The organism is Pedobacter africanus (genome assembly GCF_040548825.1).
In the GTDB taxonomy this organism is placed as follows: Bacteria; Bacteroidota; Bacteroidia; order Sphingobacteriales; family Sphingobacteriaceae; genus Pedobacter; species Pedobacter africanus_A.
Genome location: NZ_JBEPSL010000001.1, coordinates 1,666,459 through 1,688,761, shown reverse-complemented (window position 1 = coordinate 1,688,761; position 22,303 = coordinate 1,666,459). Strand labels below are relative to the sequence as shown.

At 43.3% G+C, this 22,303-nt stretch carries 16 protein-coding genes; 10 read left to right on the top strand and 6 right to left on the bottom strand.

What is annotated here, in order from left to right:
- Positions 1-150 precede the first annotated feature (150 nt).
- The 3 genes from ABIE26_RS06845 (at position 151) to ABIE26_RS06835 (ending at position 4,957) form a co-directional block, all read left to right on the top strand.
- The gene (locus ABIE26_RS06845; RefSeq protein ID WP_310138614.1) at positions 151-597 is read left to right on the top strand and encodes a protein-disulfide reductase DsbD N-terminal domain-containing protein; all 447 of its coding nucleotides are present in this window, start codon (positions 151-153) and stop codon (positions 595-597) included.
- Positions 598-603: 6 nt separating this feature from the next.
- Positions 604-2,313 (top strand): protein-disulfide reductase DsbD family protein, encoded by a 1,710-nt coding sequence (locus ABIE26_RS06840; RefSeq protein ID WP_310138617.1) that lies wholly within the window; start codon positions 604-606, stop codon positions 2,311-2,313.
- A 94-nt stretch (positions 2,314-2,407) separates the two neighbouring features.
- Positions 2,408-4,957: a zinc-dependent metalloprotease gene (locus ABIE26_RS06835; protein ID WP_310138619.1), complete on the top strand. Its 2,550-nt coding sequence runs from the start codon at positions 2,408-2,410 to the stop codon at positions 4,955-4,957.
- 88 nt (positions 4,958-5,045) lie between these two features.
- On the opposite strand, the gene ABIE26_RS06830 is transcribed toward ABIE26_RS06835, so the two are convergent.
- The 3 genes from ABIE26_RS06830 to ABIE26_RS06820 form a co-directional block, all read right to left on the bottom strand.
- A complete protein-coding gene (locus ABIE26_RS06830; protein ID WP_310138621.1) occupies positions 5,046-6,128 on the bottom strand; it encodes a sensor histidine kinase in 1,083 nt (360 codons plus the stop codon).
- An 88-nt stretch (positions 6,129-6,216) separates the two neighbouring features.
- Positions 6,217-6,963, bottom strand: a complete 747-nt coding sequence (locus ABIE26_RS06825; protein ID WP_310138623.1) for a LytR/AlgR family response regulator transcription factor — start codon at positions 6,961-6,963, stop codon at positions 6,217-6,219.
- Between the two features lie 328 nt (positions 6,964-7,291).
- Positions 7,292-8,014 carry a class I SAM-dependent methyltransferase gene (locus ABIE26_RS06820; protein ID WP_310138624.1) on the bottom strand — a complete coding sequence of 241 codons (723 nt, stop codon included), beginning with the start codon at positions 8,012-8,014 and terminating at the stop codon, positions 7,292-7,294.
- A gap of 133 nt (positions 8,015-8,147) precedes the next feature.
- On the opposite strand from ABIE26_RS06820, the gene ABIE26_RS06815 reads away from it, so the two are divergent.
- A complete protein-coding gene (locus tag ABIE26_RS06815; protein WP_310138626.1) occupies positions 8,148-8,717 on the top strand; it encodes a porin family protein in 570 nt (189 codons plus the stop codon).
- A gap of 57 nt (positions 8,718-8,774) precedes the next feature.
- On the opposite strand, the gene ABIE26_RS06810 is transcribed toward ABIE26_RS06815, so the two are convergent.
- Entirely contained in the window at positions 8,775-9,395 is a 621-nt protein-coding gene (locus ABIE26_RS06810; RefSeq protein WP_310138628.1) for a phosphatase PAP2-related protein, read from the bottom strand.
- Between the two features lie 101 nt (positions 9,396-9,496).
- On the opposite strand from ABIE26_RS06810, the gene ABIE26_RS06805 reads away from it, so the two are divergent.
- Together ABIE26_RS06805 and ABIE26_RS06800 are read left to right on the top strand one after the other, a co-directional pair.
- Positions 9,497-11,233: a GMC family oxidoreductase gene (locus tag ABIE26_RS06805; RefSeq protein WP_310138630.1), complete on the top strand. Its 1,737-nt coding sequence runs from the start codon at positions 9,497-9,499 to the stop codon at positions 11,231-11,233.
- 2 nt (positions 11,234-11,235) lie between these two features.
- Positions 11,236-11,865 carry a gluconate 2-dehydrogenase subunit 3 family protein gene (locus ABIE26_RS06800; RefSeq protein WP_310138632.1) on the top strand — a complete coding sequence of 210 codons (630 nt, stop codon included), beginning with the start codon at positions 11,236-11,238 and terminating at the stop codon, positions 11,863-11,865.
- A 309-nt stretch (positions 11,866-12,174) separates the two neighbouring features.
- Here ABIE26_RS06800 and ABIE26_RS06795 read toward each other — a convergent pair whose 3' ends face one another.
- Entirely contained in the window at positions 12,175-12,486 is a 312-nt protein-coding gene (locus ABIE26_RS06795; RefSeq protein WP_310138635.1) for a hypothetical protein, read from the bottom strand.
- Between the two features lie 207 nt (positions 12,487-12,693).
- Positions 12,694-13,710: a GntR family transcriptional regulator gene (locus ABIE26_RS06790; protein WP_310138638.1), complete on the bottom strand. Its 1,017-nt coding sequence runs from the start codon at positions 13,708-13,710 to the stop codon at positions 12,694-12,696.
- A gap of 320 nt (positions 13,711-14,030) precedes the next feature.
- Here ABIE26_RS06790 and ABIE26_RS06785 point away from each other — a divergent pair, with 320 nt between their 5' ends.
- From ABIE26_RS06785 to ABIE26_RS06770, 4 genes are read left to right on the top strand one after another with little or no spacing between them, the layout of a single operon-like run.
- Positions 14,031-17,210 carry a SusC/RagA family TonB-linked outer membrane protein gene (locus tag ABIE26_RS06785; protein WP_310138640.1) on the top strand — a complete coding sequence of 1,060 codons (3,180 nt, stop codon included), beginning with the start codon at positions 14,031-14,033 and terminating at the stop codon, positions 17,208-17,210.
- Between the two features lie 18 nt (positions 17,211-17,228).
- A complete protein-coding gene (locus ABIE26_RS06780; protein ID WP_310138642.1) occupies positions 17,229-18,800 on the top strand; it encodes a RagB/SusD family nutrient uptake outer membrane protein in 1,572 nt (523 codons plus the stop codon).
- Positions 18,801-18,817: 17 nt separating this feature from the next.
- Positions 18,818-19,717, top strand: coding sequence for a DUF5017 domain-containing protein (locus tag ABIE26_RS06775; protein ID WP_310138643.1), 900 nt, complete (start codon positions 18,818-18,820; stop codon positions 19,715-19,717).
- Complete coding sequence (locus tag ABIE26_RS06770; protein ID WP_310138645.1) at positions 19,714-22,293, top strand: glycerophosphoryl diester phosphodiesterase; 2,580 nt, start codon at positions 19,714-19,716, stop codon at positions 22,291-22,293. Before ABIE26_RS06775 ends, ABIE26_RS06770 begins: the two co-directional genes overlap by 4 nt.
- The last annotated feature ends 10 nt before the right edge of the window (positions 22,294-22,303 follow it).

Genomic DNA, 22,303 nt, shown 5'->3' with positions numbered 1-22,303 from the left:
CTCATCTGTTTAAACCAAAAGCGTAAATTATCGTCAATACTGTATCTTCCGTGTAATATTTTGAAGGGATATCATTTAAATTACAATTCAGACTAACCAGGGTATTACCGGAAATACATAAGTTTGCTAACACATAAAAAAACAATAAAAATGAAAAACCTAATCTTGTTGACCGTTGGATTGCTATTTAGCCTTACCGCAAGTAGTCAAATTTTGAAACCTGTGAAATGGAGTTATGCTGCAAAGAAAACTTCAAAAACTGAAGCTACACTGTTCCTGAAAGCTACAATCGATGAAGGATGGCACCTTTATTCGCAGTACATGGCTGATGGCGGACCTGTAAAAACAAGTTTTAAATTCGCATCATCCAAGGCTTATAGTCCTGTTGGTAAAACAACTGAGCCAAAACCGATTGTTAAATTTGAAAAATCATTTGACATGAACGTAAGCTATTTCGAAAAATCAGTTATTTTCCAGCAGAAAGTAAAGCTTACAGGAGCAAATGCTACTGTAAAAGGAACACTGGAGTATATGGTGTGTGACGATTCTCAATGTCTCCCTCCAGAAACTGTTGAATTCTCTATTCCTGTAAAATAAACAGAAATGATTTCAGGTAACTATTTGACAAGTGTGAAAGCACTTGTCATTGGTCTTTTTATATTCCTGGGTACGGGCAGCGCTGTATGGGCACAAGAAGCCGATACAACGATGTCTGACCTGGAATTTACAGAGATATCATCCGATGCAGCCCCTGCTGATACAGCAGCTGTGGCCCCTGCAAACACAACGAAAGACAGTGTAAGCAGTGATACTACCACCGTTAAGGCGGATACCAAAGCTGCAGCACCATCGGCTGAAAAATCAAAGACCCTCTGGGAAACTTTTATTGCCGGTCTTGTAGGTGGTTTTCTGGCCTTCCTGATGCCATGTATCTTCCCGATGGTACCACTTACCATCAGCTACTTTACCAAAAGGGCAGGCAGCAAAGGTAAAGGGATCGGTCAGGCACTGATCTACGGATTGTCCATCATTGTTATTTATGTGGCTTTCGGATTGCTGATCACCGTGATCTTTGGTTCGGCCGGATTGAATGCATTGAGTGCAAGCGGATTGTTCAATTTCCTGTTCTTTATTTTGCTGGTGGTATTTGCCATCTCATTTTTCGGGGCTTTCGAAATTACCCTGCCCAGCTCATTTGTCAATAAAATAGACAGCAAAGCCGATAACAGCAAAGGCTTGCTGGGGATCTTCTTTATGGCAGCCTCACTGGCATTGGTTTCTTTCTCCTGTACAGGACCTATTATCGGTACCTTACTGGTAGATGCCAGCTCAAAAGGAGAGCTGCTGGGCCCGGCCATTGGGATGTTTGGTTTCTCACTGGCTTTGGCGCTGCCATTTACCTTGTCGGCCATCTTCCCTGGCTTTTTGAGCAGCATGCCAAAATCGGGCGGCTGGTTAAACAGTGTAAAGGTATGCCTGGGTTTCCTGGAATTGGCTTTGGCCTTAAAATTCCTTTCCTCTGCCGATCTGGCCTGGCACTGGGAGTGGTTCGACCGTGAGATCTTCCTGGTACTGTGGATCGTGATCTTTGTGCTGATGGGTGTTTACCTACTGGGCAAGATCAAGTTTTCGCACGACAGTGATGTGCCTTATGTATCGGTACCACGTTTGTTCTTTGCCATTTTGTCTTTCTCCTTTGCCGTATACATGGTACCAGGTTTATGGGGTGCACCGGTAAGTGTGCTGAGCGGACTGGCGCCGCCAATGAATACCCAGGATTTTATCCTGACTGCAGGCGGTAGCGGCCCTTCGGTTGCAGGGACCAAAGGTTTCCCGGCAAAAGTGAAGTACAGTGAATCCTTAAAACCACCAGTAGGTTTCAAAGTATTCTTTGAACTGGAAGAAGGTCTGGCTTATGCCAAAGAAGTAGGCAAACCTGTGATGCTTGATTTTACCGGTCATACCTGCGTGAACTGCCGCAGAATGGAAGACTTGGTCTGGATAGACAAAGAGGTAGGCAGGTTGATCAAAGAAGAATACGTGTTGATCCAGTTGTATGCAGACGACCGCAACATCAAAATGGAGCCGGGCAAGATCCATTATTCTGAAATACTGAAACGCAAGACTGACGATCTGGGTTACTGGAACCTTGATTTTCAGGCTACAAAATACGGGTCAAACGCCCAGCCTTTATATGTGCTGGCCGGACATGACCTGGTTCCTCTGGTAAAACCACAGGGCGCCATATTCGATGCCAAAGAATATGCTGCTTACCTGCAAAGTGGTGTAGATGCCTATAAAGGAAAAAAATAATACAATTATCTATTAAGAAAGAACATTGTTCTTTCTTAATAGATTGAATGACACAACATACACACCAAACTATCTTTTTAAATCAATAATCTAAATGAAGAAATTAAGTTTGATTGCACTGGTACTGTTTTGTGCCGGCTATCAGGGCTTTGCTCAAAAAAGGAACCCTAAAACACCAACTCCGGTTGCTACACCTCCGGCGGCCAATCCAAATGCGATGAACCGCCCGGGAGGCTCTTCAACAGGACCAAAACCTTACAATCAGGTCATCACCGCTAAAGCAAAAACAGACAAGGGCCTGTTTAAAGTTCACTTTGTGGAAGACCGTTATTTCTTTGAAATTCCGGATTCCTTACTCGGACGGGAGATCCTGACTGTAAACAGGATCAGTAAAGCCGCTGCAGGAAACCGCGCTCAAATGATGGGCTATGGAGGTGATCACATCGGCGATAACGTAATCAGCTTCGAAAAAGGACCGAACAATAAAGTTTTCTTAAAAAGCATTTCTTATAGCGAGCGTGCTAAAGATACTACCGATCAGGGGATGTACAAATCGGTTATGAGCTCTAATATTCAGCCATTGGTTGCATCATTTGATGTCAAAGCATTTGCTAAAGATTCCATTTCAGGAGTTAAAGGAACAGTAATCGATGTTACAGATTACATGAACAGCGATAACGACATTTTCTTTTTTGACTCAGGTACAAAAAAAGGGTTGTCGTTAGGCGGACAAATGGCAGATCGCAGTTACATCAAAGAGATCAAAGCCTATCCTTTGAACATCGAGGTAAGGACACTGAAAACCTATATGAAAACCCCTCCACAAGCACCAGGAATGATGGGTGGCGGCGGTGGATCATCCACACCAGCAACCTACGAGCTGAACAGCTCTATGGTATTGCTTCCGGCAAAACCAATGAAACCAAGGTTCTTTGATGCGCGTGTTGGTTATTTTGCAACTGGGTATGTTGATTTTGATGCCAATCCTCAGGGTGTAAAAAACCAGTCGCTGATTACCCGCTGGCGCCTGGAACCTAAACCGGAAGATGTAGAAAAATACAAAAGAGGCGAACTGGTTGAACCTAAGAAACAGATCGTTTACTATATTGATCCGGCTACACCGAAAAAATGGGTACCTTACCTGGTACAAGGTGTGAACGACTGGCAGGCTGCCTTTGAAAAAGCAGGTTTTAAAAATGCAATTGTTGCCAAAGAAGCACCAAAAGATCCAAACTGGAGCATCGATGATGCAAGGCACAATGCCATTGTTTATAAACCCTCTGATATTCCTAATGCAAGCGGGCCGCATGTACACGACCCACGCACCGGCGAGATTCTGGAAACACATGTCAACTGGTACCATAACGTAATGCAGTTGTTAAGGAACTGGTATTTCATCCAGGCCTCTGCCATCGATCCAAAAGCCAGAAAAATGAAATTTGATGATGAATTAATGGGACAGCTGATCCGTTTTGTTTCTTCGCATGAAATAGGACATACTTTAGGCTTGCGCCACAACTTTGGATCATCAGCAACCGTTCCGGTAGAAAAGCTGAGGGACAAACAATGGGTAGAAAAAAATGGTCATACCCCGTCTATTATGGATTACGCCCGTTTCAACTATGTGGCGCAGCCGGAAGATAATATCACTTCCAAAGGCATATTCCCAAGAATAGGAGATTATGATCTGTGGGCAATCGAATGGGGATACAAATGGCTGCCTGAGTTCAATACCCCTGAAGAGGAAGCTGCCTATTCAAACCAAACCATTATCAAAAGGATCAGTGCAAACAAACGCCTTACTTTTGGTACTGAGAGCGATCCTAACGATCCGCGCAACCAGAATGAAGACCTGGGCGATAATGCTATGCTTGCCTCGTCCTACGGCATCAAAAACCTGAAAAGGATCTTACCAAACATTCTTACCTGGAGCAAAGAACCTAACGAAAGCTATCAGAATGCAAAAACCCTTTATGGCGAAGTAGTAGGTCAATACGGCCGTTATATGGGCCACGTTGCGAAAAATGTAGGTGGTATCTATACCAGCCCTAAAACAGTTGAAGAAAAAGGTGGGATGTTCCAGCCGGTTCCTTTTGCTACGCAGAAAGAGGCAATGACCTTCCTTAATACACAATTGTTTGCTACCCCAACATGGTTAATCAACAAAGAATTAATCGAGCGCACCGGCATCAATCCGGTTGATATCTTTCAAGGCACACAAAAAAGTACTTTGGCAAGATTGCAGAATGCAAATACAATTGGCAAACTGATCAATGATGAAGCACTGAACGGAAACAAGGCCTACACAGCCTTCAACCTGTTCAGCGACCTTAAATCTGGGATCTGGTCAGAATTGAGCTCGCACAAAAACATAGATGTTTACAGAAGAAACCTTCAGAAAGCCTATGTAGACAACATGATCAAACTGATCTCTGCTCCGGCTCCGGCTGCTGGTGGGGCTTCTTTCCCTGGTATGAGGGTTGCCGATCCAACCAGTTCTGATGTTTCAAGTGTTGGTCGTGCCCACCTGAGCATCCTTGCAAAAGACATCCGCGCTGCGATACCAGCTGCAACGGGTATGAGCAAATTCCATTTACAGGATCTATTGGTACGCATCAATACCGCACTGAATCCAAAATCTTAAGGATTTTCCATATCAATAAACAAAGAAAAAGCCTTCTCCAATATAGAGAAGGCTTTTTTTATTTAAACCATTATGATCCAACAATACCTTAATTCAAGTCAATACTCAGCATTACATTAAAATAATTATTTTTTCCTTTACTGGTTTTCAAAAAAGCTTTCTGACCATACACAATTTGCAACCTCTTTTTTATATTATCCAGACCGATGTGATGACTGGTAGGGTTTGCATTTATATTGATCAGATTCTGGGTTTCGATGATCAGCACCTGCTGGGTTAAATTAATGCTGATAATAGCAGGCAGATGTTCAAGCACGAGATCACCATGCTTAAACATATTTTCTACCAGGGTAACCAGCACCAGCGGTATGATCTGGATTTCTGTGAGTTCTTTAGGGTTGTACTTGAACAGGATATTGAATTTATGCTCAGCTTTGATCTGATGCAGTTTAATGAGGTTCTCTACCTGCTCAATTTCAAGCATAATGCTGGTAAAATCGCTTTCATCGTCGGCCTGAATGGCATACCGCATAATCTCCGATAAGGTCATTATTGCTTCTGCTGCTTCAGGAGCAGTTTTTCGGGCGTGCGCGTAAATAAAGCTCAACGTATTAAAAAGAAAATGAGGATTGATCTGCGCTTTTAAATGCGCGTGCTGCGATTTTATGAGCTCTTCCTTCGCATTGTAGTTTTCAATGATAACCAGCAAGCGTTGTTTTTCAGATTCCTGAGCAATTTTCCTTTCTTTGAGGTAGTTCATCAGGTAATAATAACCGGTAGAAAAAAGAATAAAATAAATCGTTCTCCAAACGCCGTTTCCTATGGCTATATTATTAAAAGCTGCAAGTGAAACCCTGCCGCCATTCTGAAAAAAATCTGCAAGGAAAATGGTAAGCGATACATAAAACGCCACCTCTATAACAATCAGCATAGGAAGAAGCCAGAGGCTGCGTTTGGTATTGGGCCTCGAAGCCGGCATAATTACATGTGCATGAAAATAAAACAAGCCTACATTCAGGACGTAAAACAGAAAATAATTGCCAAAGCTGGCAAATGAGCCTCTGATGAAACCACTGATTACAATCTCATAAAATATGAAAAAGAACCAGGCAATAAAGTGAATACGATAGTTCTTAAAAAAATATATATATTCTTTTACCTGGTTTTTCATTTGATGTTATAAAGTCGTCTCTGCATGTAATTCCTCTTATTGCGTTCAAATCAGCAATAATTTCAGTAAAAAAAATGAAATTAAGAAATCATTCAGGAACACCTCTGGTGGATCTCAGTGTTTTCTTCTCCATAAAAGTGAAAAACTGCTTTTTATAAGTGGTCCCAAGCGGCACCTCCAATTTATGGTTCAACGTAATTGTAGCACCTTCAACCTTATTGATATGGTCTGTCGAAATGATAAATGACCTTTGCACGCGTATGAAAGTACTGTTTCCCTCCAGTTTTAGTTCCAATTCTTTCATTGTCAAATAAACCACATAAATATCGGCTACCGTATGAATTTTAACATAATTATTCAATCCCTCTACGGCAACCAGATCTTTAAAGTTAACTTTTACGTATTTCTGGATCTGATCGGTCTTGATAAAGAAGAAGTCTTCAGATTTATCTTCCTTTTTCAATTGAAGCTCTGATTTCAGCAGCCGATTGATCATCAAGGCAAACTTAGGCATGGAAATGGGTTTTAACAGGTATTCATTTGCCTGTACCCCAAAGGCGTCAATTGCGTATTTGGAATGGGCAGTGGTAAAAACAAGGTATTTCGTTTTATACCGGATGGCCAGCGATAGATCCAGTCCCGTCATTCCAGGCATATCTACATCCATAAAAAGGATATCGATATTGTCTTCAATAGTGATATCCATCAGCGCCTTAAGCGGATCGGTGAAATATTTAACCAAATTCAAACTGGGCATGGCATCGATGTAGTCGGCCAAAAGGTCAACGGCATGCTTCTCATCATCAATAATAACGCAGTTTAATTTGCCCTCCATAAAATCTTGCTTGTTAGCAAAGTTAATTTAATTAGAAGTAAAAGCATAATTTATAAACCTAACCATCAGGTATTCATTTTCATTCACCACGTAATTACTATCATTCACCAAGGAAAACTGCATGTTGGTGTAATATAATTGGACTTAATTTCATTCTTTTATACTTTTAGTCAAAATCCCTATGAAAACATAAAATTCCTGATGCAGAAACTGTATCAGGAATTTTAAAAAAGTAATAGAAAAAGATATTGATGCGTTCTCTTATATATTTAGTGCTAAAGGGAGCAAAAACTCCCTTTAGTTGCTAAATAAAAAATATTTGTAGCTCTCATTTTATACCACCGAATGCCGCAAAGCATAGGTTTTTGTGTAATAACTCGGACTCGCGAAAACCTACTTTGCGCATTAGGTTCAATTGGAAATCAACAGATCTCGGGGTATCCTCATAATCAATGTAGTCAAAGACTTTATCCCTATATTCCACACCTCCCAATGTTTCAAGGTAATCACCATATTTCCTTCGAAACAGATCGTCCAGGTGTGGGGCGTCATGTTTAACCAAGTCTGATATCCAAAAGCTGCCACCTGGCTTCAGCAAGTTGTACACTTTTTGAAATACCCGCTCCCAATCTTCCTCATCCCTTAGGTGATGAAGTGTAGCAGCTGCCAGTACAATATCATAATAATTATCGGGCAGGACAAGTTCACGCATATCCAACTGCATAATCTTAACCGTTCCTTTGGTTTGAGGTAACACCCGTGCTCTTGCTTTTTCAAGCATCGGTAAACTAAGATCGTTAAGCGTACAATTAAGATCAGGAATCTTACTGAGCATTTTCAGCGTATAGTTCCCGGCGCCGCAACCGATATCCAGCAATTCTTTAGCATCAGCATTTACGTATAATGCAGCATCTGTACACAAATCCATTGTTAACGCAGCATCGAGGGTGGTGAGCTGCCCGGTATCCATATTTGAAAACCGTTCTACATCCCGATCAAACCGTTGTCTGATCTCTTCATTGTTAGCCTTTCCAGCATAGTTCACTTTCATCTTTGTTCTGTTTAGAGAATCCAAAATAGTTATTCCAATTATTTTTTTCTATCACGTAGGGGTAAAAACAAATCAGGTTGTCACACTAACAAATCACAAAAAACAAATGATCAATTATTCAAAGAGAAAAAGTATGAAAACAAACAGGTTTTATTTAATGATCGCTGTTATGGTTATGACAGCTGGCGCAGTTAAAGCACAGGACACAGGCTTAACATTTGGCCTTAAAGCGGGCTTAAACTATGCTACGCTACCAACCAGCTTTAAAGAAGTAACAGACAAAAAAGGAAAGGTTGGTTATAATCTGGGTGCATTTGCCAGGGTAGGTAAAACACTGTACTTTCAGCCCGAATTAAATTATGTCACATTTAAGAGTGCTTATAATTATGCCTCAAATACGTATAAGCCAAAATTCAATCAGCTGAATCTACCGCTAATGGTTGGTTATAAACTGATAAACACAGCAGCGCTTAACCTTCGGGTTTCAGCAGGCCCTGATCTGAGCTATACCCTTAACAAAGCGCAGGGACCAAGCGGTTTCGATTACAAAAAATTCAACGCAGGAGGAGTGATCAATGCAGGAGTTGATATAGGAAGCCTGACCATCGATGCAAGATACAGCCGGGGCTTAACCAAAATCAATAAAGATCTGAATGAAAAAACCGGGATATTTAATTTATCTGTTGGATTTAAAGTATTCTAAGAGACACATTGCATAAAAAAAGGAGATCAGAAATGGTCTCCTTTTTTTATGTCTGATTTATAGCTTAGCAACAGATTTTCCCAAATACCAACAACACCAGGTAAAAAGAGGCGCTGCCACAATATCTGCAGTATAATGAACATGTTGTATCAATAACAAAACAGCAATTACTCCCGTAGCGATAAAAGCAATCAGCTTATCACGCTTTGCTTCCAGACAAAGCGCACTTAAAAAAACAGTCGCTGTATGCCCGGAAAAGAAAAGGTCCTTTGTGATGACATTAGACCGGTAAAAGAAAATTGAACAGGGATCAGCAAGATTAATGATCCCTGCAGGAGGATTAAGGGGTATCAACGTAATGCTGATCATACGTGCGCTGCAGAGAAAAACAAAGGCCCACAGCGCTGTAAGACACATTACCTTGTTCTTAGACATCCTGTACAGCATCAGGCCAACTATTGCATAAATAACAACAAATATATAAGTAGAAACATCAAGGGCCGGGATAACAGCCAGTACCCAATCGTTCAATACCTTTCCTTCCCTTGCTTCAATACGCAAAAAGAAATGAGGGATGAAGATCAGGATAGCAACAAGCAATAGCATTCCTAAAATGAATTTGATACGGAACGCCTGATAATCCCAGGCTATCTGCCAGGTAAATGGTTTAAACTGCATTAAATAGGTTAGTCGTTTTGTGTGCGTGTAAAAATATACAAATAAAATGTACTGTTGCAAAAAATCCATAAATTACATCAACCAATTACCAAAACACAAGAATGAAAGAATTTCAAATTAAAAAATCAACAGTTAAATATGATGCCGTTATTGTAGGCTCGGGTGCAGGAGGAGGAATGGCGGGGTATGTATTGGCCAATGCAGGTCAGAAAGTACTAATGCTCGAAGCAGGCGCTTATTTTGACCCCAGAACCGATGCCCAGCAATTAAAATGGCCCTGGGAATCGCCGCGAAGAGGAGCCGGGACAACCAGGCCTTTTGGCGATTTTGACGCCTCCTACGGAGGATGGGAATTAGATGGAGAGCCCTATACGCAGAAAGATAAAACCGAATTTGCATGGTTCCGCTCCAGGATGCTGGGTGGGCGTACCAATCACTGGGGGCGCATATCCTTGCGTATGGGACCAGACGATTTTAAGTGTAAAGACGGCCTAACAGACGATTGGCCGATCACCTATGCCGATGTAAAACCGTTCTACGATAAAGTAGACCGGCTGATCGGTGTGTATGGCACTGTAGAAGGCATTGAAAGCGAGCCTGACGGGATATTCCTCCCGCCACCTAAACCAAGGCTTAACGAGCTGTTCATAACGAAGGCTGCCCGAAAAACAGGGGTTAAAGTGATTCCCGGAAGGGGCTCTGTTTTAACGGAGGCCTTACCAGGCAATAAAGACCGCGCCCCTTGCTTTTATTGCGGACAGTGCGGCAGGAGTTGTAAAGTTTACGGCGATTTCTCCGCTTCCTCCTGCCTGGTTATCCCGGCAGTAAAAACGGGAAACTTAACCGTTATTACCAATGCCATGGTAAGGGAGGTACTTACAGATGAACGCGGACTGGCAACAGGGGTTTCTTACGTAAATACGCTCGACATGCAGGAATACCAGGTTAATGCTAAGGTGGTGATTCTGGGTGCAAGCGCCTGCGAATCGGCCAGGTTGTTGTTAAACTCGAAATCTACCGCTCACCCAAATGGCCTGGCAAACAGTAGCGGGGTTATCGGAAAATACCTTCATGACTCCACAGGAGCCAGTCTGAGTGGCTTCCTGCCTCAGCTCATGGACCGAAAACGTTACAATGAAGACGGTGTGGGCAGTGTTCACATTTATTCGCCATGGTGGCTCGACAATAAGAAACTGGATTTCCCGCGCGGTTACCACATCGAATACTGGGGAGGTATGGGTATGCCTAGCTATGGTTTTGGTGGTGGAGCCCCTAAACTAAACGGAATGGTTCCCGACAGAAATGGAAAAATGAAAGAAGCCGGTGGATATGGTGCCAGCCTGAAAGATGATTACCGCCGTTTCTACGGAACCGGTGTGGGCATGGCCGGAAGAGGAACTGCACTTGCCAAAGCGAGTAACTACTGCGAAATTGATCCAAAAGTGGTCGATAAATATGGTATCCCGGTCTTAAGATTTCATTACAAATGGGCCGATGAAGAAATCAAACAGGCTAAACACATGCAGGAAACCTTCCAGGCGATGATGCATGCTATGGGTGCGATCATCACCTCGGATATACCAGGACCAGAAACCAATTACGGACTGGAAGCACCGGGTAAAATCATCCATGAGGTAGGTACAGTAAGAATGGGAGATGACCCTAAAACTTCCGCGCTCAACAAATGGTGCCAGGCACACGAATGCAAAAACCTTTTTGTGGTAGATGCAGCCCCTTTTGTGCAGCAGGGAGATAAAAATGCAACCTGGACAATCCTGGCTTTGTCTATGCGGACTGCCGAGTATATTTTAGATCAGAAAAAAAAGCAAAACATTTAAACATGAACAGACGCGAATCACTCAAAATATTAGGCCTGACGACATTAAGCACAGCGGTATTGCTGGATGCCTGCAAACCAGGCACCGATCAATCGGGCGCAACTACAGAAACAGTAGCAGAACCTGGGCGGCAGGAATTTGAAATTGCCAGAGATAAAAAGCTAAAAGCGGAAAAATTCTTCAGCGCACATGAAATGGCCACTATTACCGTACTGGCAGATATCATTATTCCAAAAGACGACAAATCCGGCAGTGCATCCGAGGCAAAAGTCCCGGAGTTTATAGAATTTATTGTAAAAGACATGCCGGAACACCAACTGCCCATGCGGGGTGGCTTAAAATGGCTGGACCTGCAATGCCTGAACCGTTTTCAGAAGCCATTTAAAGATGCAAGTGCAGCACAACAGATAGAAATGGTAGACCTCATTGCGTATCCTAAAAAAGCAAAACGGGGAATGGAGCAGGGGGTGGCCTTTTTTACACTAATGCGCAGTCTGACGGCCTCAGGCTTCTTTACCAGTGAAATGGGCGTGAAAGACCTGGGTTATGCAGGCAATACACCGAATAAGTGGACAGGCGTGCCTGCTGATGTGTTAAAACAATACGAATCAGAACTGGGTAGAATAGTATAAGTCTCTATACATTTCGGACAGCGCCTTGTTTGTTCCCGAGATTCTTGCGCATTTAATTAACAGTTAATCCGCTTTGAGTCCGCCTTTTTAATTGAAAAAGGCGGACTCAAAGCGGACTCATGGCGCAGTCAAGCAGAAATATTACCATAAACGAAATAAATAAACTGATAGGAGAATTTGTCTTTGTGCGGTAATCAGAATAATATCAAAAAAGAAACGGGGATAGGCCCTAAAGCTTACCCCGTTAAATTAACGCTCTCGGGTACAAATGTACAGATTAATTTGAATTGTGCAAATAAATCTTAAATTTTATTGCACAATCTTTCCGTCTTTATCTATTTTAATAGAACCTGTTTCGGCTTCTTTTTTAACGTTGATCAGGTAATACGACGTTTTGTCGGCATTGGTTACCAGAAATGCTGCTGTAGGTGTCCATGCTTTTACCGGATCAGATTGTAGTGTTTTTTGAACCGCCTCCGGAAGATCTTTCAATTCAACCGGGGTTTTGGTAGTACTGTCCTGGTAAGCTACCATCTGAACGGGTTGTTTTACTTCACTTGCTTTCACTGCGGTTAATCCTGCTACTGCTAAAAAGGCTGCTGATAAAATGATCTTCTTCATAATCTTAATTTCAATTGATAATTCTAGTTAATTGTGTTTGGTATAGGTTTCATAACGATGCCAAAATCAAAGAAAAACCATTAACAGCTATAAATCAGTGATTTATGCTTAAATTAAGAAATATGAAAATGTAGAGAAACTCTACATTATGCCCAAATCGGCCCTAATAAAGGGGAGCACCAGCAGGCTTAAGGTGAATATACTGAATTAAAGCGAATGCCGTTTAATCACTTTTGTAGGATTTCTTTTGATGATGGTCTTTTCTTCCAGAATAGCCTGGGCTACTGTTTTTCCCATGGCTTCAAAATCTGTAGAAATCACAGTAATGCCATCTTCCAGTACTTCTTTCACCAGGGTATCATTATAGGAAATGAGGCCTACATCTTTCCCTAACTTAAGTTTCTTTTTACGGGCCAGCTTAATCAGCATCACGTCATCGGTATCATACCTGCTGAAGGTTACATAGGCATTGCCTTTCTGAAAAGTCTTTTCGTCAATTTCAGACTGGATGAGATAAGGGTGTTCAATTTCCGTACAATAATGCAGGAAGCCTTCTATTACGAGCCTGGCATGTACAGCTTCGGGATGCGCTACCAATATCAGACGGTCGTATTTTTTAAGTTCGTCTTTTAGCTTATGCAGACTATGGTATATATCATATCCATAATCCTGATATATACTGCTGTAATTACCGGAAAGACCCTGCTCGTTTAAATCAATAATGATTCTTTTTTTATCAGGGATCAGGTTCAGCAGGGGAGCTACGTTTTCTTTTAAGAAAGTTGCCACAACATAATGGGTATAGGCGCCCAGGTTTTCCTTGATCAGTTTTTCGAATACCTGGTAGTTATGGTGGTGGAAATAGATATCGATATCAGCCCGGTTTTCGAGCTGATTAAAAAGGGTACGGTAAAACTGCTCACGCAGGATGTTCATTTTGTCAAGCAAAAGGAAGACACGAAAAGAATGGTGGATGGCCTTTTTGCGTACATAATAACCTTTTCTGTACACAGATTCTACAATACCTCTTTCCACAAGCTCATTCAGGCCTTTGAGTAAAGTCTCCTTGCTCATTTTTAACTGCTGCTGCAGTTGCTTTAAAGATGGCAGCTGGTCGCCGATATGGAGCTGGTCAATTTCAATCAGCGACATGATGTGATCGGCAAGCTGCTGGTATTTCATCTTGCCCTGAATGCCTTTTTGCAGTGTATTTTCGGAGCTCATTAGTTGTGGTGTTTAGGCAAATGTAATTATTAGACCATACAAACCAAACCAGCCTACTAAATATTTTTCGAGTAGCGGCCCTATTACAGTGTTATGGCCTTTTTATCATTTTTTATTTTTTTATTAGAAATAAATTGTTTTATATTTGTTAAGCAAACCAGTACAGACCAGACTAAAAACAAAAAAACGTTCAATTATTGCGGGAGCAGCAGGTAGTTTAATACACCAGCTCCGGTTTACAGGGAGAACACGTTAAATTCTGGGCAGGGTTTGAGCGGTGGGAATAACACTCGAAACAATACAACCAAATATAAACAAATATGAAACCAAACTTACTCTTAACGATGTTATTGGTACTGCTTGTCCCGCTGGCCGGTCTGGCTCAGGCGATAAAAACCATTACCGGAACTGTTACTGAAGAAAACGGAAAGCCGCTACCAGGTGTAGTAGTGAGCGTCCGGGGGAAAACGACCTCCGGGGTAACAGATGGACAAGGGCGTTTTAGCCTTTCCAATGTAAAGGAAAGTGACCTGCTGGTATTCTCTATGATCGGCTATACCAGCAAAACGTTAGTGATCAGCAGTCAGAATCAGTATAAAATACAGCTGGAACCAAGCAACCAGACCTTAAACGATGTGGTTATCATTGGTTATGGTGAAGTAAAGCGTAAAGACCTTACCGGTTCAGTGGGTTCAGCAAATATAAAGGATATGGAAAGGGCACCAGTAGTCTCTTTTGAAGATGCGTTGGCGGGAAGGGTAGCAGGGGTGCAGGTGGCTTCAAACGACGGCCAACCTGGCAGTATCAGCAACATCACCATACGGGGTGGAAATTCCATTACCCAGTCAAACTCACCACTATATGTAATTGATGGTTTTCCTTTAGAAAGTCCTGACAACAATACCATCAACCCCGAGGACATTGAGTCTATAGATATATTGAAAGATGCATCCTCTACCGCGATTTATGGGGCAAGAGGAGCCAATGGAGTCATCATGATCAAAACGAAGGAAGGCAAAGCGGGTCCGCCCGTGGTTAGTTATAACAACTGGCTGGGGTACCAGTACCCAGCCAGGCAGATACCTGTGATGAGCCCCTATGAATTTGTAAAGTACCAGTTGGAGCTGAACAGGAATTCGGCAACGGCTCTGTACCTTAAAGACGGCAAAACCCTGGATGCTTACCGGGACGAGCAAGGTATAGACTGGCAGGACCATGTGTTGCAAAATGCTTTTATGCAAAACCATAATTTCTCCATGCGGGGAGGAACGGCAGCCACAAAATATTCATTAAGCAGTTCCTATTTAGATCAGACCGGAATTGTGATCAATGGTGGGTATAAACGGTATCAAGGCCGGTTCCAGGTAGACCAACGTGTCGGAAAGAATTTCAGGATCGGACTTAACACCAATTATACTTACGGAATCAAAAAAGGCCAGATTGCCAATTTAACCAGTGATAACCTGAACAGCAGCTCGGCCGGAAACGCCAGTTCGTACCTGATGTACAGTACCTGGGGGTACAGACCCGTTACAGGCAATACAGATGATGATAGTTTTATAGATCAGCCTTTTGATGACGATGTGGCCGGCAATACAGATTTAAGGATCAATCCGGTGGTGAATTCCAACAATATGTATATGTATGCTTTTAATAAATCGCTTACTACCAATGCTTTTGTGGAGTATTCCTTCCTGAAATATTTTAAGTTCCGAGTAAATGGCGGAATGACAGATACACGCCTGACTTTCGAGCGTTTTAACAACTCCAATACAGCGGCCGGAAATCCACGTACGGTATATGGGGCCAGCTATGGCATTAACGGTTCACTGGAAAATCAGAATATCCGTAGTTTGCTGAACGAGAACCTGCTTACATTTAACCGAACATTTAACAAGAAACACCGTCTGGACGCAGTAGGTGGCTTTACCATGCAGCGAAATAGTTTGGAGGGGGATGGGTTTGTATCTATTTTATTACCAAATGAGGTGCTGGGCGTCCGGGGACTAGACCAGGGAACCATCCTTTCAAAAACGACCACTGGTACTTACTCAACACTGGTATCGTTCCTTGGCCGGGCAAATTATACTTTTAACTCCCGCTATCTGTTTACCGCATCTTTACGCGCAGATGGTTCTTCAAAGTTTGCCAAAGGAAACAGATGGGCATACTTTCCTTCAGGGGCCTTTGCATGGAATATTGGGGAAGAGAAATTTTTAAGAGACATTAAAGCTGTTTCGGCTGCGAAACTGAGGTTATCGTACGGGGTAACCGGAAACAACAGGGTTTCGGATTTTGCTTACCTGCCCGTCTTAGAGCAGGAAGTGGGTGCCAATACTGGCAATACCAGAAGCGGTTATTACTTTAACGGGCAATACATTAAAGGAACGGTTCCTACAGGAGTAGGAAATGAGGAGCTCAAATGGGAACCGACCGGAAGCTTCGACGCGGGGCTGGACTTGAGTTTGTTTAATCAGCGTCTGAGTATTACTGCTGATTTCTATCATAAAAGAACCCCTGATTTACTACTGAATGCTTCTTTACCTACATCTACAGGATACCTGACTGCTTTCAAAAATATAGGCGTTGTGGTGAACAGGGGATTTGAATTTACACTGAATACGGTAAACCTGAATTCAAAGCGGTTTAACTGGACTTCCAGTTTCAACATTGCCTTCAACAAGAACAAGATTGAGGAACTGAATGGCGACCAGCCCAGCCTGATCACGCGTGTGACGAACTGGAACTCTAATTTTAACAATTCCTTGCCTTATATTGCTTTGCCCGGCCGCCAGGTGGCCTTGTTTTACGGGTATGTTTTTGACGGACTTTACCAATTGAATGATTTTAATGTACTATCGAACGGCAGTTACGAGCTGAAGGCCGATATACCTAACAATGGCAGCGCTCGTTCGCTGATTAAACCGGGTTTCGTTAAATACAAAGACATCAATGGAGATGGGGTTGTTGATGCAAATGACCAGACCATCATTGGCAATCCAAATCCATCACATATTGGTGGATTGACCAATAATTTCAGATACGGACAATTTGACCTTAATGTTTTTTTACAGTGGTCTTACGGTAATGATATTTTAAATGCAAACCGGATTGTATTTGAAGGTGCAGAAGCCAGACAAAGTCTGAATATGTTTAAAACCTATGAAAACAGATGGTCACTGGAAAATCAAAACACAGATTTGCCGGTTGCAGGTGGATATGGTCCAAATGTATTCTCTAACAGAAATATCGAAGACGGTTCATTCCTTCGCTTGAAGACAGTTTCTTTTGGCTATAATCTTTCTTCAACGCTGATCAAAAGACTGAAGATACAATCGGCCCGCGTCCATGTATCCGCGCAAAACCTCTATACCTGGACCAATTATTCGGGGCTGGACCCGGAAGTTTCAGTTCGGCATTCAGCGCTTACACCAGGTTTCGACTGGAGCGCTTACCCACGGGCAAGAACTGTCACTTTTGGTATGAACCTAACTTTTTAACAATAAATGTTTTTACAAATGAAAACAACTTTATTTTATATCGCTATGATGCTCACGCTGGTTGTCAGCTCATGTTCAAAGATCCTGGACACAACCCCACAGGACTTCGTATCGCCAGTAAACTATTACAATACAGAAAGTGAATTGCAGTCGGCATTGGCCGGGGTATATGACCGTTTGGGCGACAATAGGGTGTATGCCCAGGGTATGGCCTGCTATATGGTTTTCAGTGATGAGTTTTTTATGAAAAACCAGACATCGGGGATAAACGCCAATATTGTTGATGCCTCTACACTTGAAGTGAACAGGCACTGGGAAGCACTTTACACCGGTATAGAACGCGCCAATATGCTCCTGGACAACATAGATAAGGCTGTTAAGGTAGCTGAAGATAAACGCAATGAAATAAAGGGTCAGGCGCTTTTTTTACGGGCATATTATTACTTTCTGCTTACTGATGAGTTTGGGGCAGTGCCTTTAAAACTGCAATCGACCAAAACACCTGAAGAGCCGCCGCTGCCGGCTACCCCTGTAAAAGATATTTATGAGCGTATTGTAGTCGATATGAAACAGGCGGAGGGCCTGGTAAAGTCAGTTTCTGACTATGGTTATAACACACGTATCACAAAAACTACCGTGCAGGGCATACTGGCGAGAGTTTACCTGACCATGGCGGGCTTTCCGCTAAATGATGTCGCTAAATATGCTGATGCCAGAAGCTATGCAGATAAAGTAATACAGTCCGGATTGCACGGTCTGAACCCCGATTTCAAACAGATCTATATCAACCATGTGCAGGAAATATTTGATACAAGGGAGAACCTGTGGGAGGTAGAGTTTAAAGGCAACAATCAGGGTGAAATTCAGGAAGGTGGCTCAATTGGCAGTTACAATGGCATTACCTGCGGTATTATTGATATTGGTTACGGCTACGATTATGTGCACGCTACAGCAAAGCTTTACAATGCTTATGCTGCCAGCGACCAAAGAAGGGACTGGACGGTTGCACCTTTCAGGTATGTGACTACCGGTCAAACGGCGGTAAAGACCAATTGGGCGGCAGACCAGATCTATGACCGGAGCAATGGGAAATGGAGACGCGAGTATGAGTTGCTTTTACCAAGAAATCAAAACATCACCGGTACCAACTGGCCACTTTTAAGATATGCTGATGTATTGCTGATGTTTGCAGAGGCTGACAATCAGGTAAATGGGGGGCCGACAACAGACGCCTATAAAGCCATCAACATGGTTAGGCGCAGGGGCTATGGCAAAGATGTACAGATACCTGACGCACAAGCCGATGTTGCGACGGGTTTATCTCAGCAGGACTTTCTGGACTTGATCAGGAGCGAGCGGCTGCGTGAGCTGGCCTTTGAAGGGCTCAGGAAACATGACCTGGTAAGGTGGGGAATTTATCCTACTGTAATGCAGGCACAGGCAAGGGAATACCAGGTCAATATGCCTTCCACTTTAAAAGACCCTGCAATTGCACAGGCACAGCGCGTAACAGACCGGGCCGTGCTATTTCCGATACCTAACAGTGAACTGGCCGTTAACCCCAACATCAAACAAAACACAGGATGGTAACCATAAAATTGTATCAGATGAATAAGTTATTGATTGCATCTATTGTATGTATTTTTCTGTCCTCCTGCCAGAAAACCTATGAACTGGCAGCTCCGGATGATTTTTCCGTAGAACTGGAAAAATCAAGTTATAAGGTTGGTGAATCTGTAAGGTTTATCATCAAAGGAAAACCAGAAAATCTCGTATTCTGGTCGGGCGAAGTGGGCCGTAAATATGAATTCAGGACAAGAACTGTAGTGGAAGGAAATGCCATTTCCCTCAATTTTAAGACCTTTGCACAGTTTGGGTTAACACCTATCGATCAATCTGTAATTAAATTATACATATCGACCGATTTTAATGGAAAATATGATGCAACAAATGTAAAGGCTGCTACTTGGGAGGACATTACCAGTAAAGCCGTGCTTTCTTCGGGATTGGACCAGACCCCATCAGGGCTCATTGACCTGAGCAGTTTTGCTGCCCGCAATAAAAACATGGCATTGGCTTTGGTTTATAAAACCACAGTGATCAAGCCCGAAGCACAGCAAAACCGCTGGGTCATCCGTTCGTTTGACCTGAAGAGCACCAACCAGCAAGGCGAAGAAACAGTACTGGCCAATATGGCCAATGCTGGCTGGACTGCCTTTAACTTTAGCGGCCCCGCTACCAATTGGAGTATTAGTTCTGCACAGCTGCTTACCGTAAGAAACAACACTGAACTGGATGACGACTGGGTAGTAACCAAACAATTCAACCCGAACAGCGCCACGCCGGATGTGGGTGAACCGATCAAGAACATTTCCCAGAAACTGACAGATTATACCAGGGTATATAACAAAGCAGGCGTTTACAAAATCACGTTTGTGGCTACCAACGCCAATTTAGAACGATCGGCAACTGTTGTAAAAGAAATAGAATTAAACATTACCCAATGAGATTGAACTGTATAATAGTGATACTGCTTGCTTTTGCAGGTAAAGGGTATGCCCAAAAGGCGGTACTGGCCAATCAGGCACTACGCCTGAACTGGGAAGATACGGGTAAGGGCTATCAAATAAAGCAGCTATCGGTAAAAGGGCAGAAGGGATGGCAGATTTTGCCTGCTGTACTGGGGCAGTACACCTTACTTTATAGTGCCACGCAGCCTAAAATGGATTCGGAGCTGAAGGATAAAGACGGTAAAGCGCTGAACTTCCCCGAAACAGAGTATCGCTACATTATCCCCACCTGGAAAGCCAATACTTCTGCGGTTTCCATGAACAAAGAGGGACAGGCCATTTCATTTTATCCTCGGGGATATAAAAAGGCCGGCAAGGCCCTGGTTTTTCAGCAAAAAACAGATGCAGCTGCAATAGAAGCCACCTGGCAACTGGATCCGGTATACAAAAATGACCTCCGGGTTTCCATCAGGCTAACGGCCCTTAAGGATGGCTATTATTCACTGGCCAGTCCGGCACTAAACACAAACGACAAAAACCGCTTTGAATGGGGCTGTATTCCCGGAGTATTTCAGGGCAGCAGCATCAATAGCAATTTTACAGATGCCTATGCCTACGGCCATGGCATTCCGGATCAGCCTGTGGTGGTTAGAGAGCGAACTGCGGCAGCACTTACAGCCATGCTGACCAATAAAGAAGGCATTACCCTGGCAGTAACGGCAGACCCAGGAACGGCAAGAGACCCCTGGGAATATGATAAATCTACGCAATCGAACTGGTTGCTAGGCCTGTCGCTCATCAACAGGCAAAACCAGCTGAGCCCTACCTTATACCATCCGGTACTGGGGCAGCAAAAATCTTACCTGAAAAAGGGGGAAAGCATCTCTTTTGCTTTCAGGTACACCATCAATAATTCAGACTGGTACCCTGTGTACCAGCATGTGGTAAATGATATATATCGATTTGATGAGCTGCTGCACTTAAAACAGACCAGCCAGTCTTTATCCGCGCGCCTGGAGCAGCTTTTAGATTATGTGAAAAAGGACAGTACCTCACGCTGGCGGACTTTCGATTACAAGGGCCGCACCATTGGGGCACAGGAGTACCTGGGCGGGGTTTATGAATCGGAAAAGGATGCAGTAAAAAATGCAGATTATGGAGCCATGTGGATGCTGGCCAACATGACACAGGACCCAGTCCTTGTACAGAAAAGGCTTAAGGACGCGCTGAACTTTAAACTGGCCCAACAGCATACAAGCGGCGGGTTCTTTAACGGCGCCGCTGCAGGGCAATATTACCTTTATCGCTCCAAACGCTTTACCGAAGAGTGGGGACCTTATACAGAGCCTATAGCAACCACTTATTATATGCTGCTCGATATGGGCAATGTGCGCCTGTTTGAGCCGGATAATAAGGAACTGAAATCGGGCATCCGTTTGGCGGCCGATTGGCTGCTGGACAAAATGAAGCCGGAAGGCTATTGGGAAGTGGCCTATAACAACAATACGCAGCAGCCCATGTTTGCCGACCTGAAAGATTACAGGCCTACATTTTACGGATTGCTGGTGGCCTACCGGAGCATTGGAGATAAAAAATACCTGAATGGAGCTGTAAAAGCGGCCGACTGGTTTATCAAAAATGCGGTAGAAAAGGGCTACTTTCTAGGGGTTTGCGGAGATGCCAGGTTTGCGCCCGATTTTGCAACCGGACAAAGTGCTCAGGCTATGCTGGACCTCTATGAGCTTACAAAAGAAGAAAGGTTTAAACAGGCTGCTGTTAAAACTGCACAATTCTATACAACCTCTGTTTATTCCCACCCAATCCCTAGCCTGAAAGAGAAAAAAAGCGGAACCAGAGTGCTTAAAGACTGGCAGCTGAGCCAGGTGGGCTTAAGTTTTGAACATGGCGGAACTTTAGGTTCTGCCAATCCGAGCGGGCCTATCTTACTGGCCAGTCACGCCGGCATGTTTGTGAGGTTATTTCAGCTGACAAAAGACTCCCTATACCTCAAGATGGCCAGAACTGCGGCTTTGAGCAAGGATGCTTTTGTAGACCCGGCCACTGGGGTAGCGTCTTATTACTGGAGTGCCATGAACAAGGGTGCAGGCCCCTTTCCTCATCATGCATGGTGGCAGATCGGCTGGATTACCGATTACCTGATGGCAGAGATTTCCCTGCGTTCAGAGGGGCGGATTGATTTTCCTTCAGGATTTCTTGCACCGAAGGTTGGTCCGCACAAAACATTCGGCTTTCAGAAAGGAAAAATATTTGACCAGCAGGGCAATCTGGTCTTAATGGAAAAACTGGTTTCCTTAAGCAATCCCAATATGGACTTTCTATGTGCGCTGAATAAAGAGACGAAGGTATTTTACCTGTTTGTATTGAACAATGATGACGAGTTGCAGGAAGCTGACCTTCAGTTAGCCTCTTCGCGTTTCATCCCTGGACATAGCCTGGATCCGAAAACTGTGGAATGCCTTTCTGCTTCGGGACTGAAAGTTCCTTTTTCTGCGGGCGGGAAAATCAAGATAAAGCCTTACGGCCTGCAGGTTTACACATTTAAATACAAATAAGCTTTGAAGA

What these genes read in the sequence shown, in the direction of transcription:
- ABIE26_RS06770 (WP_310138645.1), top strand. Translation starts at nt 19,714, where the DNA reads ATGAGATTGAACTGTATAATAGTGATACTGCTTGCTTTTGCAGGTAAA.
- ABIE26_RS06820 (WP_310138624.1), bottom strand. Translation starts at nt 8,014, where the DNA reads ATGAAAGTGAACTATGCTGGAAAGGCTAACAATGAAGAGATCAGACAA.
- ABIE26_RS06810 (WP_310138628.1), bottom strand. Translation starts at nt 9,395, where the DNA reads ATGCAGTTTAAACCATTTACCTGGCAGATAGCCTGGGATTATCAGGCG.
- ABIE26_RS06795 (WP_310138635.1), bottom strand. Translation starts at nt 12,486, where the DNA reads ATGAAGAAGATCATTTTATCAGCAGCCTTTTTAGCAGTAGCAGGATTA.
- ABIE26_RS06805 (WP_310138630.1), top strand. Translation starts at nt 9,497, where the DNA reads ATGAAAGAATTTCAAATTAAAAAATCAACAGTTAAATATGATGCCGTT.
- ABIE26_RS06830 (WP_310138621.1), bottom strand. Translation starts at nt 6,128, where the DNA reads ATGAAAAACCAGGTAAAAGAATATATATATTTTTTTAAGAACTATCGT.
- ABIE26_RS06780 (WP_310138642.1), top strand. Translation starts at nt 17,229, where the DNA reads ATGAAAACAACTTTATTTTATATCGCTATGATGCTCACGCTGGTTGTC.
- ABIE26_RS06845 (WP_310138614.1), top strand. Translation starts at nt 151, where the DNA reads ATGAAAAACCTAATCTTGTTGACCGTTGGATTGCTATTTAGCCTTACC.
- ABIE26_RS06840 (WP_310138617.1), top strand. Translation starts at nt 604, where the DNA reads ATGATTTCAGGTAACTATTTGACAAGTGTGAAAGCACTTGTCATTGGT.
- ABIE26_RS06790 (WP_310138638.1), bottom strand. Translation starts at nt 13,710, where the DNA reads ATGAGCTCCGAAAATACACTGCAAAAAGGCATTCAGGGCAAGATGAAA.
- ABIE26_RS06815 (WP_310138626.1), top strand. Translation starts at nt 8,148, where the DNA reads ATGAAAACAAACAGGTTTTATTTAATGATCGCTGTTATGGTTATGACA.
- ABIE26_RS06835 (WP_310138619.1), top strand. Translation starts at nt 2,408, where the DNA reads ATGAAGAAATTAAGTTTGATTGCACTGGTACTGTTTTGTGCCGGCTAT.
- ABIE26_RS06775 (WP_310138643.1), top strand. Translation starts at nt 18,818, where the DNA reads ATGAATAAGTTATTGATTGCATCTATTGTATGTATTTTTCTGTCCTCC.
- ABIE26_RS06825 (WP_310138623.1), bottom strand. Translation starts at nt 6,963, where the DNA reads ATGGAGGGCAAATTAAACTGCGTTATTATTGATGATGAGAAGCATGCC.
- ABIE26_RS06800 (WP_310138632.1), top strand. Translation starts at nt 11,236, where the DNA reads ATGAACAGACGCGAATCACTCAAAATATTAGGCCTGACGACATTAAGC.
- ABIE26_RS06785 (WP_310138640.1), top strand. Translation starts at nt 14,031, where the DNA reads ATGAAACCAAACTTACTCTTAACGATGTTATTGGTACTGCTTGTCCCG.